At 61.8% G+C, this 16,209-nt stretch carries 11 protein-coding genes; 1 reads left to right on the forward strand and 10 read right to left on the reverse strand.

Annotated elements, in window-relative coordinates:
* Nucleotides 1-39: 39 nt before the first annotated feature.
* The 10 genes from ABTV87_RS15935 to ABTV87_RS15980 form a co-directional block, all read right to left on the reverse strand.
* On the reverse strand, nt 40-1,623 hold the full coding sequence (locus tag ABTV87_RS15935) for an ABC transporter ATP-binding protein (RefSeq protein ID WP_258711838.1): 1,584 nt from the start codon (nt 1,621-1,623) through the stop codon (nt 40-42).
* Nucleotide 1,624: 1 nt separating this feature from the next.
* Nucleotides 1,625-2,647 (reverse strand): ABC transporter permease, encoded by a 1,023-nt coding sequence (locus ABTV87_RS15940; RefSeq protein WP_433897893.1) that lies wholly within the window; start codon nt 2,645-2,647, stop codon nt 1,625-1,627.
* Nucleotides 2,647-3,711, reverse strand: a complete 1,065-nt coding sequence (locus ABTV87_RS15945) for a microcin C ABC transporter permease YejB (RefSeq protein WP_039768842.1) — start codon at nt 3,709-3,711, stop codon at nt 2,647-2,649. The genes ABTV87_RS15940 and ABTV87_RS15945 overlap by 1 nt, the downstream gene beginning before the upstream one ends.
* Nucleotides 3,698-5,548 (reverse strand): extracellular solute-binding protein, encoded by a 1,851-nt coding sequence (locus ABTV87_RS15950; protein ID WP_258711840.1) that lies wholly within the window; start codon nt 5,546-5,548, stop codon nt 3,698-3,700. Before ABTV87_RS15950 ends, ABTV87_RS15945 begins: the two co-directional genes overlap by 14 nt.
* A 114-nt stretch (nt 5,549-5,662) precedes the next feature.
* Nucleotides 5,663-8,317 carry a TonB-dependent receptor gene (locus ABTV87_RS15955; protein ID WP_433897894.1) on the reverse strand — a complete coding sequence of 885 codons (2,655 nt, stop codon included), beginning with the start codon at nt 8,315-8,317 and terminating at the stop codon, nt 5,663-5,665.
* 117 nt (nt 8,318-8,434) lie between these two features.
* Nucleotides 8,435-8,938: an RES family NAD+ phosphorylase gene (locus tag ABTV87_RS15960; protein ID WP_127798339.1), complete on the reverse strand. Its 504-nt coding sequence runs from the start codon at nt 8,936-8,938 to the stop codon at nt 8,435-8,437.
* Nucleotides 8,935-9,426, reverse strand: coding sequence for an antitoxin Xre/MbcA/ParS toxin-binding domain-containing protein (locus tag ABTV87_RS15965; protein ID WP_433899863.1), 492 nt, complete (start codon nt 9,424-9,426; stop codon nt 8,935-8,937). The genes ABTV87_RS15960 and ABTV87_RS15965 overlap by 4 nt, the downstream gene beginning before the upstream one ends.
* Before the next feature lie 254 nt (nt 9,427-9,680).
* Nucleotides 9,681-12,605, reverse strand: a complete 2,925-nt coding sequence (locus ABTV87_RS15970; protein ID WP_433897895.1) for a TonB-dependent receptor domain-containing protein — start codon at nt 12,603-12,605, stop codon at nt 9,681-9,683.
* Between the two features lie 91 nt (nt 12,606-12,696).
* Nucleotides 12,697-13,644 (reverse strand): FecR domain-containing protein, encoded by a 948-nt coding sequence (locus tag ABTV87_RS15975; RefSeq protein ID WP_433897896.1) that lies wholly within the window; start codon nt 13,642-13,644, stop codon nt 12,697-12,699.
* The gene (locus ABTV87_RS15980) at nt 13,641-14,147 is read right to left on the reverse strand and encodes a sigma-70 family RNA polymerase sigma factor (protein ID WP_127798342.1); all 507 of its coding nucleotides are present in this window, start codon (nt 14,145-14,147) and stop codon (nt 13,641-13,643) included. Before ABTV87_RS15980 ends, ABTV87_RS15975 begins: the two co-directional genes overlap by 4 nt.
* A gap of 298 nt (nt 14,148-14,445) precedes the next feature.
* On the opposite strand from ABTV87_RS15980, the gene ABTV87_RS15985 reads away from it, so the two are divergent.
* Entirely contained in the window at nt 14,446-16,164 is a 1,719-nt protein-coding gene (locus ABTV87_RS15985) for a hydrogenase maturation protein (RefSeq protein ID WP_433897897.1), read from the forward strand.
* Nucleotides 16,165-16,209: the final 45 nt, after the last annotated feature.

Here is a 16,209-nt window from a genome sequence, read left to right on the forward strand (position 1 = left end):
CTGCAAACAAATCCCGCCCCTGTGGCGGGATTTGTCGTTTCAGGCGTTTACACCGGCAAACGACGCCGCCAGCAGCTCCCGCGTATACGGGTGTCGGGCCGAATGGAACAACCCGGCCGTTTCACCACGCTCCACCACCTCTCCATCCTTCATCACGATCAGATCGTGGGCCAGCGCCCGCACCACCGCCAGGTCATGACTGATGAACAGATAGGTCAGACCGTGCTCCTCCTGCAACCGGCGCAGCAACGCGACGATCTGTTTCTGCACCGTGCGATCCAGCGCCGAGGTCGGCTCATCCAGCAGAATCAGATCCGGCTTGAGCACCAGCGCCCGAGCGATGGCAATGCGTTGCCGTTGCCCGCCGGAAAACTCGTGGGGATAGCGATGACGCGTCGCCGGATCGAGCCCGACCTCCTTCAGTACATCGATCACTGCCTGCTCGCGCGCCTGCGCATTCAAGTCACTGTGCACCTGCAAACCTTCGGCAATGATCTGCTCCACGCACAAGCGCGGGCTGAGGCTGCCGAACGGATCCTGAAACACCACTTGCAGGCGTTTGCGCAGCGGACGCAATTGTTTGCCGCTCAGTCGTTCAAGCGCCTCACCCTTGAAGCGGATGCTGCCGTCGGCGTCGATCAGGCGCAGGATCGCCTGACCCAGCGTGGATTTACCCGATCCCGACTCACCGACAATGCCCAGAGTCTTTCCCCGTTGCAGGTTCAGATCGATGCCATTGACCGCGTGCAGATACGACTTGGCCCGCAGCCACCCGCCGCCCAGAGGAAAACGCACATTCAGATTGCGAACCTCGAGCAAATCCTCCGCCGCATCCCGGCACAACGCCGCGCCACCGGGTTCGGCGTTGAGCAATTCGATGCTGTAGGGATGCTGCGGCGCGCGGAACAATTGCTCGCAGCTTGCCTGTTCGACGATTTCGCCCGCGCGCATCACCGCCACACGCTGGGCGATGGTGCGCACCAGATTCAAGTCGTGACTGATGATCAGCAGCGCCATGCCCAACCGCTGTTGCAGTTCCTTGAGCAGCAACAGAATCTTGCGCTGCACCGTGACGTCGAGGGCCGTGGTCGGCTCATCGGCAATTAGCAATTGCGGCTCGCATGCCAGCGCCATGGCAATCATCACCCGTTGCCGCTGCCCACCGGAGAGCTGATGCGGATACGCTTTCAGCCGCTCGCGCGGACGTTGAATGCCGACCAGTTCCAGCAACTCCAGAATCCGTTTGCGCGCCGCCGCGCCCGCCAGGCCTTTGTGCAGCGCCAGGCTTTCGCCGAGTTGCCGCTCGATGCTGTGCAACGGGTTCAGCGAGCTCATCGGCTCCTGAAAAATCATCGCGATGCGGTTGCCGCGCAGTTGCCGCAAGTAACGCTCGTGCACACCCAGCAATTCTTCGCCGCCGTAGCGGATGCTGCCGTCGATCTGCGTGATGTTCGGGTCCAGCAGTTGCAGAATGCTGTGGGCCGTTACCGACTTGCCGGAACCCGATTCGCCCACCAGCGCCAGACATTCCCCCGGGCAAATGTCGAGGTCGATGCCGTGCACCACTTCCTGCCCTTTGAACGCCACCCGCAGGTCGCGTATTTCAATCAGATGTTCACGCATATCAAGTCCTGGGGTCGAAAGCATCACGGCAGGCTTCGCCGATGAATACGAGTAGAGAAAGAATCAGCGCCAAGGCAAAAAATGCCGTCAGCCCTAACCACGGTGCTTGCAGATTGTTCTTGCCCTGGCCGATCAGTTCACCCAGCGAAGCACTGCCGACGGGCATGCCGAAGCCGAGAAAATCCAGCGCCGACAACGTCGCAATCGCTCCGGTCAGAATGAACGGCAGGTACGTCAGCGTCGCACTCATGGCATTGGGCAGAATGTGCCGCACGATCACCTGCGCATCGCCGACACCCAGCGCCCGCGCCGCTTTCACGTACTCGAGCCCCCGGCTGCGCAGGAACTCGGCGCGCACCACGTCCACCAGACTCAGCCACGAAAACAGCGCCATGATCCCCAGCAACCACCAGAAATTCGGCTCGACGAAGCCCGACAAAATGATCAGCAGGTAAAGCACCGGCAGCCCCGACCAGACCTCCAGCAGACGCTGGCCGAGCAAGTCGACCCAGCCGCCGTAATAGCCCTGCAAAGCACCGGCAGCGATACCGATCAACGCACTCACCGCCGTCAACGCCAGGGCGAATAACAGCGAGACTCGCGTGCCGAATATCACCCGCGCCAGCACATCCCGCGCCTGATCGTCGGTGCCCAGCCAGTTTTCAGTAGTGGGCGGACTCGGGGCCGGTTCGGTGAGGTCGTAGTTGGCCGTCTCGTAGCCGAACGGGATCGGCGCAAACCACATCCGTCCGCCCTGCCCCTCGATCAGCTCACGCACCTGGGCACTGCGGTAGTCGGGCTGGAACGGCAGCTCGCCGCCGAAATCCTGCTCGGTGTAGCGCTTGAACGCCGGGAAATACCACTCGCCCTGATACGTCACCAGCAACGGTTTGTCGTTGGCGACCAGTTCGCCGCCCAGGCTCAGGCTGAATAGCGCGAGAAACAGCCACAACGACCACCAGCCGCGGCGATGGGCCTTGAACCGCGCCCAACGGCGCTGTCCGATGGGAGAAAGCGTCGGCATCAGGCAGTCCTCGCAGTGAAATCGATGCGCGGATCGACCAGCGTGTAGCACAGGTCGCCCAGCAGTTTTATCAGGAGCCCGAACAGGGTGAAGATGAACAGCGAACCGAACACCACCGGGTAATCCCGCGACACCGCCGCTTCGTAGCTCAGGCGGCCGAGACCGTCGAGGGAGAAGATCACTTCGATCAGCAACGAGCCGCCGAAAAACACCGTGACCAATGCCTGAGGCAATCCGGCCACCACCAGCAGCATCGCGTTGCGAAACACATGCCCGTACAGCACCTGTCGTTCACTCAGGCCCTTGGCCCGGGCCGTGACCACGTACAGCCGCGAGATCTCGTTGAGAAAGCTGTTCTTCGTCAAAATCGTCAGCGTTGCAAACCCGCCGATCACCAGCGCACTGACCGGCAACACCAGATGCCAGAAGTAATCGGCGACCTTGCCCCACAGCGACAGCTCGGCGAAGTTGTCCGAGACCAGCCCGCGCACCGGGAACCAGTCCAGCGCCGTGCCGCCGGCGAACACCACGATCAGCAGCAGCGCAAACAGAAAACCCGGCATCGCATAGCCGATGATGATCGCCGCGCTGCTCCAGACATCGAACGCCGAGCCGTTGTGCACGGCCTTGCGAATGCCCAGCGGAATCGATACCAGATAAGTGATCAGCGTCGCCCACAATCCCAGCGACAAGGTCACCGGCAGCTTCTGCCAGATCAGCTCGGTCACCGTCGCGCCCCGGAAGAAACTCTTGCCGAAATCCAGTTGCGCGTAGCTCTTGAGCATCAGCCACAAACGCTCGCCGGCACTTTTGTCGAAGCCGTACTGGCGCTCGATCTCGGCCACCAGTTTCGGGTCCAGACCACGGGTCGCACGGGACTCGCCGCCAATGCTTTCAACATGACTGGCACCCACCGCCGCACCGACACCAATCCCCTGCAGTCGGGCGATGGCCTGCTCGACCGGGCCACCGGGCGCGGCCTGCACGATGACGAAGTTCACCAGCAGAATCGCCAGCAAGGTCGGCACGATCAGCAGCAGACGCCGCAGGCTATAACCCCACATGGGCGTACTCCTTTTGCTGTTGCTGCATCTGCGTCGAGGTCAGCGCGGTAGGGCTGATTTCCCACCAGGTGTCGAGGCCGGCGTCGTACAGCGGCGCAATCGCCGGGCGACCAAAGCGATTCCACCACACCGTGGAAATCCCCGGCGGGTAATAGTTGGGAATCCAGTAATAACCCCACTGCAACACCCGATCCAGAGCATGGGCGTGGCGCAGCAGACTCTCGCGATTGTTTGCCTGGACCACGCCTTCAAGCAGCGCATCCACCGCCGGGTCGCGCAGCACCATGTAGTTGTTGGAGCCGGGATCGTCGGCGCCGTCGGAGCCGAAATAGTTGAACAGCTCGCGCCCCGGCGCCTGACTCACCGGGTAACCGACGACGATCATGTCGTAGTCGCGACTGCGCACGCGGTTGGTGTATTGCGCGGTGTCGACCTGACGAATATCGAAGCCGATGCCGATCTGCGCCAGGTTGCGCTTGAACGGCAGCAGCAGGCGCTCGAAGCCCTTCTGGCCGTTGAGAAAAGTGAATTGCAACGGCTCGCCGGCGGCATTCACCAATTGATCGCCACGGGGTTTCCAGCCGGCAGCCTCGAGCAATTTCAGCGCCTGCAACTGCTGCGCGCGGATGTTGCCGCTGCCGTCGGTGCGCGGTGCTTCGAATACCTCGCTGAAGACTTCATCGGGAATCTTGCCGCGCCAGGGTTCGAGGATTTTCAGTTCTTCGGCATCCGGCAGTTCGGTGGCCGACAACGCGCTGTGGGAAAAGAAGCTGCGCTGGCGCAGGTACATGCTGCGCATCATCTGCCGGTTGCTCCATTCGAAATCCCAGAGCATGGCGATCGCCTGCCGGACCCGGCGATCCTGAAACATCGGTTTCTGCAAGTTGAACGCAAATCCCTGGGCACCTTGCGCAGCACCGGGTGCGAGGTGTTCACGCAGCAACTTGCCCTGCTCCAGCGCCGCGCCGGCGTAACCGATGGTGTAACTGGTGGCGGAGAACTCGCGGTTGTAATCGAAACCGCCGGCCTTGAGCACCTGTCGCGACACGTCGGTGTCGGCAAAGAACTCCACGCTCAACTGATCGAAGTTGTAGAGCCCGCGGGTGATCGGCAGGTCCCTGCCCCACCAATCCTTGATCCGCTGGAATTTCACGCTGCGCCCGGCGTCCACCGCGCTGACCTTGTACGGCCCGCTGCCCGGTGGAATCTCGAAGCCTGCGCCATCGGCGAAATTGCGCGTGCGCCACCAATGCTCGGGCAACACCGGCAACGTCGCCAGATCCAGCGGCAAGGTACGGCTCTCGTTGTTCTTGAACACGAAACGCACCTGGGTCGGCGACTCGACCTGTACCTCGGCGACATCGCGAAACTGCTGGCGATATTTGAGGCTGCCCTGAGTGGTGAACAGCTCGAAGGTGTAGCGCACGTCTTCGGCGGTGATCGGCGTGCCGTCCTCGAACTGTGCCTTGGGGTTAAGGTAAAAGCGCAGCCAGCGCCGGTCCGCGTCCAGCTCCATCCGTTGCGCGACCAGGCCGTAGACGCTATAAGGCTCGTCCTTGCTGCGATAGGCCAGCGGCGCATAGAGCCAGCCGTCGATGTCGGCAACGCCGGTGCCTTTGTCGATGTAGGGAATCAGGTGATCGAACGGGCCGCTCTCCAGCGAAGAGCGGCGCAAGGTTCCACCCTTGGGCGCATCGGGGTTGGCGTAGGCCAGGTGCTGGAAGTCCGGGGCGTATTTCGGGGCTTCGCCGTAGACCGTGAGGGCGTGTTGGGGCGCCGCGAACAGCGCCGGGCTCAGCAACAGACCGACGCTGAACAGAATGACTCTGGAAAACATGGGCAGATCCTTTCAACACGTGCCTGCCTGACTGTGATGTGCAACAGGCCGGGCCTTTTTATAGGGCGGGGTTTAGAACGATGTGTTACTAAAACCCGCCCTGACCGATCATTCTCAGAACTTGTAATTGACCCGCGTGTACAACGTGCGGCCAAACGGGTCGCCGTATTTCGGGTCGTAGCCGCTCTGGAACGTGTAGGTCTGGTTGCTGAATGGCGGCTCGCGGTCGAACAGGTTTTTCACCCCGAGGGTCACCGCCAGGGTCTTGCGCCAGGTGTAGGTGCCGGCCACGTCCCAGACGTTGTACGAACCGACGTAATCGTGAGTCTCGCGATCCGAGTCGTGGTAACCGCTGGTGTAGCGGTTGGTCAGGCTTGCGCCGAGCGGGCCGTAGTTCCAGCTGCCGGTCAGGCTGTGACGCCAACGGGCCACGGCGCCGGCCGAGGCAAAGTCGCCGCCGCGGAAATCACCGAGCTTGTCGATGTAGTCGCCCTTGAGCTGTTGTTGATAGTCGTAACGGGTGACGTAAGTGCCTTGCAGGCCGATGCCGAAATCGCCGTACGGTGTGCTCGGCAGTCGATAGTCGAAGCTCACGTCGACGCCGTTGGTCTTGATCTTGCCGAGGTTGGCCAGGCCAGTGACGATGTGATCGATGGAGCCATCAGGCTTGCGGATCAGGCGCTCCGGGTACAGCTCCGGGTTCTCGAACACCGCCGATTCGGGGAACTCGGCGATCTGGTTGGCGATGTCGATCCACCAGAAATCCAGCCCGGTGGTCAGGCGATCGAATGGCTGATAAACGAAACCGAGGGTGACGTTGCGCGCGGTCTCCGGACTCAGGTCCTTATTGCCGCCGGTCCGGCTGTTGAACTGCTGAGCGCAGTCGCGGTTGGCAATCCCGCCGTTGCTCGGGTTGCCACCGGCACACAGCCGGGGGTCGTTGTAATTGGCGACGGTGAACGTGGTGAAGTTCGGGTTGTACAACTCGTACAGCGATGGCGCGCGGAAGCCTTCACTGTAGGCGCCACGCACCACCAGTTCCTTGAACGGCTGGAAGCGGAACGAGTATTTCGGGTTGGTGGTGCTGCCGAAATCGCTGTACTTGTCGTGGCGCACAGCGGCGGACAGTTCCAGGCTGTCGAGCACCGGCACGTTGACCTCGGCGTACTGCGCCGAGACGCTGCGATCCCCGGCGACGCTGGCATTGGGGTCAACGCCCAGGCTCTGCACATCAGCCGCGAACTGGGCGAAATCCTGATGGAAGTCCTCCTTGCGGTACTCACCGCCCAGCGCCAAGGCCGAAGGCCCGGCGCCGAACCAGTCGCCGATCTCGCGACTGATGCGACCGTCAATCGCCTTGACCCGGCCCACCGCCGTCGAGTAATCGCCGTCCACTCCGTTGGCTGCCAACAAGGCCGAACCGGCAGCGGTCTGCGGACCAAACGGGTTGATCACACCGTCGGCAATGCCCTGGCTGACAGCGCGGTCGTTCACATAACCGCTGCGAATCGTGTTGACCACCTTGTTCTGGTTGTACGACGCGCCGAGGTTGTAATCCCACCCGACCAGCGTGCCGTCGAAGCTCAACAGCAGGCGCTGACCAGTGTTGTCATCTTCATGCTGACGGGCACCGACGGCGGTTTCACGCCAGTTCACGTCCACCGGTTGCGTCGGGTCGAGGGCAAAACCGCTCGGCCCGGGCGTAACGCCGTTACCCGGATAGAACGCGGTGCCAGGATTGACCTGATTGCCCATCAAAGTGCCGGGCCCGATCTGCGTCCGGTTCTCGTTGCGCGCCCAGAAGTATTCGAGGCTGACGTTGTGGTCATCCGACAGCTTTCCGGTTGCCTTGGCGAACGCGGAGGTCTTCTCGGTTTCCGGCACCAGATCGAGGTAGTTCCACAGGCTCTGGCGGCAGATGCCGTTGCGTGACAGCAGCCCAGGCGCATTGCACCCGGAACCGGCCAACGGGTTGGTGGCGTTGCTGCCCTGACTCCAGTTGGCGGGCGACGCCGTGCCGGAGGTGTAATCGAGGCCGCGCCCCGGCTGGTAGTTATAGGTGTAACCACGATCGTCGGCGGCCAGGCGATTCTGCTTGTCGTAGCTCACCACACCGAACACGTTGAAGCGATCGTCCTGCAAATCACCAAAACCCCAACTGCCGCTGAAGTTGCGGCTTTCACCGCCACCGGAATGGGTCGGCGTATCGTAATTGGTGCTGATCTGGCCTTCGGTGAGGCTGGTCTTGGTGATGAAGTTGATCACCCCGCCGATGGCATCGGTGCCGTAAAGCGCCGAGGCTCCGTCGCGCAGCACCTCCACCCGGTCGATAGCGGCGAACGGGATGGTGTTGAGATCGACGCCGGAGCCGTTGATCGCATTGGTCGCGTTGTTGCTCAGACGCCGACCGTTGAGCAGCACCAGCGTCTTGTTCGGGCCAATGCCACGCAAGTCGGCGTAAGACGCCCCACCGCTGCTCGAACCCACCGAACGCCCGGAGCCTACGGACGACTGGTTGGCAGAGATCCGACTGACCAGCTCTTCAGTCGTTGTCACACCTTGCTTCTGCAGTTCTTCCACCCGAAGGATGGTCACCGGCACTGCCGTTTCGGCATCGACCCGACGAATCGCGGTGCCGGTGACTTCGACCCGTTGCAACTGGGTGGTCGGTTCTGGAGCACTGCTGTCGGCAGCAATCGCCGGCAACGTGTTGATCGCCAGCAGCAAGGCCAGGCTCAACGGGGATTTAACGGGTGAAAATCGAATCATGAACAGCCATCCCTGCGTTTTGGTTTATGCAGGGATGTGCGATGGCGGATGTTGATTTATAGGGCGCGATTTAGACCATTGGGTGCTGAGGATATGCAAAACCGGCAAGTCGACTCATCAGGTCAAAACCGCTTCTTTGAGCAACCGGGTATCCAGCCCAAACCGTTCCTGGGAGACCATCCTGAATTGCCCCTCCGCCAAATCGCAGCTCACCAGCAAATTCCACGAATGCCGGGTTGCCGCCGAGGGAATCAGCACAAACGGATGCTCGGCCAGTAAAGCGTCGGCGAACAATCGCTGATTGGGTGACGGCCGTGCAGGGCTCAGCCAGTAAGGGTTCGGCACTTCTTCGGGCTGCACGATTTTCACCTTCGCGTCGCTGATGACCTCAAAGCATGTCAATACATAAGGCTCGCGGTCCAAGGCATCAAAACTGTTGTTTGCTGCCACCTCCAGAATGGCCGAGGACGGATCGACTGACGCGTAGACGACGCGTCGTCCGGGTCTATTCCATCGGCCGCCATTCAGCTTTGAACCAATCCCCTTGTCCCAGGTACCGCCATAAACCTCGCGATCCAGCCGCCACGCATACCAATGCTCGTCCCACGGCAAGGGGTTCATGGGTAAACCCCGTAGATAAGCTGCTGCAAATACTGCTCGACCATCTGAAAACCCAATGGATGCAGGGTCAATTCCAGCGGCACATGACCGTAAAAATAGATAGAGGGTTTCTGCAGCCAGTCCTCCGCCCGTGGTTGCCCCCCGAAGGCCCGAATGGCCAACTCCAGCACCAATGCATATTGGTAGGCGATGACACTCTGCTGCGGGTCAAGCCGTACCGGTTTGCCTTCCTTCAGCAGCCGCCTTACCGTTCTGACCGACTTGCCAGTGATGAGTTTGACCATGTCGCCTTGCTGGTAAAGCTCGGAGGTTGAAAGCATGTCGACGACGTCGTTCAGCTCGAAACCTTCATCGGTAAGCTGAACAATCAGCAGGGCGTCATCACCGATGTTCCGGCCATGCACGAGCAATTCGACCGGCTTGCCCTCGATCTTCTTCAAACCCGCCAACCGGGGTACTTTTGCGCTGGGCAAGGCGACATCCTCCATGGGGCACCTGGCACGATCATCGCGCCACTGATGGCGAGCGGAATAAGCAGGCGTTTCGTATTCGAGGTGTGCAGTTCGCATGATCAATCCATTATCAGAGGCCTGAGTGATCAGGCCGTTAACGACTTCAATGTCATCGCCGATGCTATAGATCACGCTTCCGACGGCCAACCTTAAAAAGTCGTCGGAAATATCCCCGTTTTTACCCAAAGTCCGGCAACTTCCGTAGGACGCTGCCGGGCGTCATTCCGTCCTCAACTGCCGAAGTGATAACTCACATCCAGCCACCACTGGCGCCCGTACGGGTCGTAGTTGCCGGTCGGGTAATACGGCCAGCCCGCCGAATCGTCATGCTTGACCTGGTTGAGCACATTGTTCACGGTCAGCCCGACACTCGCCCGGTCATTGAGCTTGTACCGTGCACTGGCGTTGAACACCGTCCACGGCGACAGACGCCCGTCGCCCGCGCCGTTGGTGACCGAGCCGTAACGAATCCCCATCAGCGTCGCCGTGGCCTTCTGGTAATCCCAGGTCAGGCTGGCGTTGACCTTGCTGCGCCAGTCGTAATTGGTGCGCGAGGTGCGCCAGTCCTGGGTCGGGGCTTCGTCCGATTCCTTGTAGTAATGCGAGAGTACCAGGGTGTAGCCCAGCGTCGAACTGAACGCGCCGTACTGCCCAGCGCCCCAGCGAATATTGCTCTTGAAGTCCAGGCCGCTGACTCGCTCGCTGGCGGCGTTGATCGCATTCACCCGCACCCGCTGCAACTGATTGGGATCGACGGCGGCATTGCCGGGATTGCGATCCACTCGTGCCAGGGTCGACTGGCAGTTGGCCGAGTTGATGTCCTGGGTGCCATTGCGGCATTCGTTCTCTTGCTGCAACAGGCGGTTTTCGTCGACGGTGGTCAGCAGGTCATCAATCTCCACCCGCCAAAAATCGGTGGAAAAATCGAAATTGCGCGACGGCGACCAGACGAAACCGTAGGTCCAGGATTTGCCGCGTTCGGATTCCAGATCCGCCGTGCCGCTCTGGGTGTAATCGACGCGCCCACGGTCACAGGCGCCCTCCACGCCCTGGCTGCAGCCGTAATAGTCGATCTGCGCCGGGTAGTAGCCGTTGCTGTCGGACTGATAGATGTAGTTCAGATCCGGTGCGCGGAAACTGGTGCCGTAGCTGCCGCGCACCAGCAAGCTGTTCACCGGCCGCCATTCCAGGCCGAGGTTGTAGGTTTTCTGTTGTTCGGTGCGGCCACTGAATTTGTATTGGTCCCAGCGCCCTGCGGCTGTCGCCAGTACCGTGTCGGTGACCGGAATGCTGAACTCGCCGCCGGCCGCGTAACGCTTGCGCGAACCGCCGGAGCTTTGCGCCGGGGTTACGCCGTAGAAACTGCCGTCGTTGAGGCTGTCATCCGGATCGATGCGGTATTCCTGCTTGCCCGCCTCCAGCACGCCGGCGAATCCCACCGGGCCGGCCGGCAGGTCAAACAACTCGCCGTTGACCGAAGCGTTGTAACTCGTGGAGACCGACTTGCTGCTCTGCGTCAGGTTGCCGCGAAACTGCTCCCACTCCTGCGGCGTCAGTGGCCGGTCGAGGCGCGAAGCATCCGGCGCGAACACCGGGTAACCGTCGCGGGTGCCCAGCTGCGGGCCGAGGTAGAAATCCTGGATCGACGACAGCGGCGTGTAACGCGTGGTGCGCACGCTTTTATATTCAGACCGGTTGGCCGCCAGTTCATAGTTCCATCCGGTGTCGGCAATTTTATCCGAGAGGCCCAGGGTCCCGGTCCATGAAGTGTCGCGCCATTTACTGTTGTTGCTGGTGCGCCCGCCGATTTCCTCTTCACCGAAGCGCCGGTACCAGCGCTCCAGATTGCCGCTGTTCTGGTTGATGAAGTCCGGCGAGGTGAAGCTCGGGCCGCGTGTGTTGTTCTGGATGTGATCGAGGCCGTACATCAAGTCGGCGAAGACCTGGCCGCTGTCGCTGAAATGCCAGGTGCCACGGGTGTAGCCGTCGTAGTTTTCCTTTTGCGTCTGCACCGTCCAGTAATCGTTGTACACCTGGTCGGTGCGGCAACGCCCGCCGCTGTTGAACAGCTTGTTGTCGAACGTGCCTTGATAGGCGCCGCAGCCGGGTCCCAGATAGCGGTTGTTGCTCAGGTCGCGACGGTAGCCGACATCCGCCAAAGGCCCGCTCTGCATGAAGCCGCGATCATCGGCCCAGATCGGATCGCGGTTGGTCAGTTCAAGTCCGAACAAACCGTCGAAGTCGCCCCAACTGCCGCCGCCGCTGATCTGCAAACGCTGGTTGTCACCGCCGCCGCGCTCGCTGGTGCCGCCCTTGAGGTTGACGTCGACGCCATTCATTTTGTCCTTGAGGATGATGTTCACCACCCCGGCAATCGCGTCCGAACCGTAGATCGCCGAGGCGCCGCTGCTGAGCACTTCGATGCGGTCGATGATCGCCGACGGAATGTTCGCAAGGTTGGTGAAGTTGACCTTGCCGTCGTACGGCGTCGGGTAATCGGCGACCCGCCGGCCGTTGATCAGCACCAGCGTGTGGTTGGGGCCGAGGCCACGCAGGTTGAGGGCGCTGGCCGCCGGTTGCCAGGTGTTGCCGTAGTCTTCGCCCTGGGTCATGCCGGTGTTCTGGGTTTGCGTGGCGAGGGCGTCGTAGACGTTCTTGTAGCCGCGCGCTTCCATTTCTTCGTGGGTGATGACGTTGACCGGAGTCGCACCATCGCTCTGCGCCCGGGCAATGCGCGAGCCGGTGACGGTGACTTTTTCCATGCGGTAATCGGCGCTGCTGGCGGGCGCCACGGCAGCCGCCTTGACCGGCGCGGTGCTCTGCGCATCGGCCGGGCGAATGCTCAGGCCCTGGCTGCCCTGCTCGACTTGCAGGCCGCTGCCGAGCAAGGCTTTCTCTACCGCCTGACGACCACCCAATGCGCCGCGCACCGCACTGCTGCGCTTGCCCTGAACCAGATTCTGGCTGAAGGAAATCGGCACGCCGGTCTGGCGCGAGATGTCCAGCAGCACCTCGTCGAGGGCCCCCGCGGCAATGTCGAAGGTAAAGACCTGAGTGGCAGCGTCTTGTGCCAGAACGGTGGTCGGGACAATGCCCGCCGCCAGCACGATGGCCAGCGTCAGGCGGGACAATTGTTGTTGTTTGAATGAGAACATCGAGGGGCTTCCCTGTTGAAGGCGTCTGCAGGGAATGAGCAGCGGGCCGGCGCTTTTTATAGGGGGACGGATAGACCGGGAAGTTATGGATTTATAACCGCGCTTCGATGCTGACCCAGTACGGGTTGTGCCAGGTGACGCGGATCGGCAGCGAACGCTCCAGCAGTTGCAAAGTGCGGTCGCTGTCGTCCAGCGGATAGAGACCGCTGAGGCGCAAACCGGCGACCTCGGGGCTCAGGTGCAGGATGCCGCGACGGTAGCTGCGCAGGCTGTCGATGACTTCGCTCAAAGGCCGATCGCGCACTTCAAGCCGCCCTTGCACCCAGGCGCTTTCCTGCCCTTTGCTGCGTTCCAGCGCGAGGATTTCCTGCCTGTTGAACAGCAGACTTTCGCCCGCCTCCACCACTTGCCGCGCCCCACTGGCGGTGACCACTTCGACTTGCGAATGCAGCATCACCAGCTGCGTCGAATCGTCACCGCGCTGCACCAGGAATTTGGTCCCGAGCGCACGCATCCGCCCATGCTCGGTTTCGACCACAAACGGCCGGGCCAGATTTTTCGCCACATCGATCAGCAGCTCGCCGCTGCGCAAGTCCAGCAAACGTTCGAGATTGTTGAAGCGCGGCACCACGCGGCTGCGGGCATTCAACGTAAGGGCGCTGCCATCCTCCAGCGTGAATTCCCGACGCTCGCCGGTACCGGTCGACAACTCGCCGGCCTCGGGCAGCCAGCCATAACGTCGACCGAGCAAACCGGCCAGCACCGCGATCCCGAGCACACTCAAACTGCCGCTGAGGAATCGACGGCGACTGGACGGCGCATTCAGGCTGTGCAGCACACTCTCACGCGGCAACCCGCGCAGGTTCGAATGGCGCAGCAGGTTCAGCCCGCCGCCCATTTGCTCGATGATCTGCTGATGCCGTGGATCCGCCGTGCGCCAAGCGTCAAAAGCCGCACGCTCCTGCAAGCTGACGTGCCCCGATTGCAGCAGTGCCATCCATTGCGCGGCTTCGTCGATCAGCGTTTCGTCCGGCCTCATGCCTGCATCGCCAGATAGCAACGCTTGAACGCCTCGACCATGTATTGCTGCACACGGCTGGTGGACACGCCGAGGCGTTCGCCGATTTCGCTGTAGGTCAGACCGTCGAGCTGGTGATAGAGAAACGCAGCCTTGGCCTTCGCCGACAAGCCGTTGAGCAAGCGATCCACCGCCAGCAGCGTTTCGATCACCAATTCCCGTTCCTCGGGCGACGGATGCACCGGTTCCGGCGCCAGTGCCAGGCTTTGCAGATAGGCGCGCTCCAGATCCTGCCGGCGCCAGCCTTCATAGACCAGCCGCCGGGCAATCGTGGTCAACAGCGCGCGGGGTTCGCGAATCGCCAACGGATCGGGCAGTGCCAAAACCCGAAGAAACGTTTCCGAAGCAATGTCCTGTGCACTATGCGGGCAGCCGAGGGTACGGCTGACCGCTGCGCAGAGCCATCGGTAGTCCTTTTGGAACATTTGCCCGATGACCTGGTAATGCGGGTTGTGACTCCCCATGCCTTACTCCCTGAAAACGGGCTCCACCCGCTGCGAAAATCCATGGATACGCCGGGATCTTCCGGCGGTGATCAGGGGTGCGACTGTGCAATAGCGCCTGAGACATTTGAAGTAATAAAAAATCAGGATCATCAAACCTTTGAGAATAAGGCACGTCGTCGCCACGGCAACATTGGCTGACACAACGTTGATCTCGATCAGTGGCGCCCGTCACGCCAGTCTCTAACCTTGCGCCTCCATCGATAGCCACGGACGGCTCACCGGGAGCCTGAGGCTGACCTTTCAAGGAAGAGCATTCATGCGATCACTCAACATCATTCTTCTGTCGTCGGCGTTCAACGGCCTGACCCAGCGTGCCTGGCTGGAACTGCGTCAGGCCGGGCATTCACCCAGCGTGGTGCTGTTCACCGACGAAACCGCCGTGTGCGAGCAAATCGAAAACAGCGGCGCCGACTTGGTGATCTGCCCGTTCCTCAAGGATCGTGTTCCCCACGCGCTGTGGAGCAATCCGCAGCGCCCGGTCGTCATCATTCACCCCGGCATCGTCGGCGATCGCGGTGCCAGTGCGCTGGACTGGGCGATCATGCGCGAGCTGCCGTCCTGGGGCGTGACCGCCCTGCAAGCGGTGGAAGAAATGGACGCCGGCCCGGTCTGGGCCACCTGCGAATTCAACTTGCCGACAGGCCTGCGCAAATCCGAGCTGTACAACGGCCGGGTCAGCGACGCGGCGATCCGTTGCATCCGCGAAGTGGTGGAGAAATTCATCGACGGCTTCGTGCCGGTCGCGCTGGATTACAACGATCCGACAGTGCGCGGGCGATTGCAGCCGAACATGAAGCAGGACGACCGCACCTTCAGCTGGCACGACTGCTCGCGCTTCATCAAACGCTGCATCGACGCGGCGGACGGTCAGCCCGGCGTACTCGCCAGCCTCGCTGGCGGGCAGTATTACGTGTACGACGCGCACCTCGATCAGCGCACCGGAATGCCCGGCGAGATTCTCGCGGTGCATGACGACGCGGTGTTGGTGGCGACCGGTGATCACAGCCTGTGGATCGGCTCGCTGCGGCGCAAACCGCAACCGGGCGAAGAAACCTTCAAACGTCCGGCGCGGCATGTGCTGGCCGGGCAGTTGTCTGGCGTGCCGGTGCTGGACTGGTCGATTGCCAACGCGCCGTTCAGCGACGAGACGTATCAGCCGATCCGGTATCGCGAGTCCGGACAGGTCGGCGAGCTGACGCTGGAGTTCTACAACGGCGCCATGAGCACCGAGCAATGCCGGCGCATGGTCGAGGCCCTGCGCTGGGCCAAATCCCGCGACACTCAGGTGCTGTTGATCAAGGGCGGACGCGGCAGCTTTTCCAACGGCGTACACCTGAACGTGATTCAGGCTGCCGAAGATCCGGGCGCCGAAGCCTGGGCCAATATCCAGGCCATCGATGATGTGTGCGAAGAATTGCTCAGCGCACGGCAACTGGTGGTCAGCGGCGTTACCGGCAATGCCGGGGCCGGTGGCGTGATGCTCGCTCTGGCGGCTGACATCGTGTTGGCCCGCGCCGATATCGTGCTCAATCCGCACTACAAGAGCATGGGGCTGTACGGCTCGGAATACTGGACTTACAGCCTGCCCCGCGCCGTCGGCCCGGCCATGGCGGAACAACTGACCCAAGCCTGTCTGCCGGTCAGCGCTGCGCAGGCGCTGCAACTGGGCATGGTCCAGGAAATCGGCCCGCGCTGCCCGGACGAGTTCTCGCTGTGGTTGCTGCAACGGGCCAACAGTGTGCTGAGTGATCCGACTTATGCGGCGGTGCGGGAGCGCAAGCTGCGGGTCGATCATGTGTTGATTCGTCAGTGCCGCGAGGCGGAGTTGCAGGAGATGCAGGAAGACATGCTGTACAACCGCAATCAGTTTGCCGAGAAGTGCCGCAACTTCGTCTACAAGCGCAAGACTTGCTGTACGCCGGCGCGGTTGGTGGAGGAATGGGCTCGGGTGCGGGAGGCTGAGTTGGCCAGTTAGTCCGCGTTGCCTGCTTTTCCCCTCACCCTAGCCCTCTCCCGGAGG

The organism is Pseudomonas sp. PSE1(2024) (genome assembly GCF_050990555.1).
Classification (GTDB): Bacteria; Pseudomonadota; Gammaproteobacteria; order Pseudomonadales; family Pseudomonadaceae; genus Aquipseudomonas; species Aquipseudomonas aphyarum.